Genomic DNA, 244 nt, shown 5'->3' with positions numbered 1-244 from the left:
GTATTGCTGTATCGACACCTCGTGGTCTGGTAACGCCAGTTCTGCGTGATACTGACCGCCTAAGCATTGCGGACATGGAAAACGGTATTCGTGACCTGGCCATTAAAGGTCGTGACGGTAAGTTGACTATGGACGAAATGCAGGGTGGTAACTTCACCATCACTAACGGTGGCGTATTTGGTTCGCTGTTATCGACACCAATCTTGAACCCACCACAAAGCGCTATTCTGGGTATGCACAAAAT

1 protein-coding gene is annotated in these 244 nt (G+C 48.8%); it reads left to right on the top strand.

Annotation, left to right across the window (positions count from 1 at the left end; translation table 11 throughout):
• The coding region (locus tag B3180_RS00755; RefSeq protein ID WP_286842314.1) for a 2-oxo acid dehydrogenase subunit E2 at positions 1 to 244 on the top strand (244 nt) is incomplete at both ends.

It is taken from the genome of Idiomarina sp. UBA4206, assembly GCF_002383015.1.
GTDB classification, from domain to species: Bacteria; Pseudomonadota; Gammaproteobacteria; order Enterobacterales; family Alteromonadaceae; genus Idiomarina; species Idiomarina abyssalis.
Note: the sequence above shows the minus strand (reverse complement) of the source record. Positions and strands in the feature narration are given on the sequence as shown.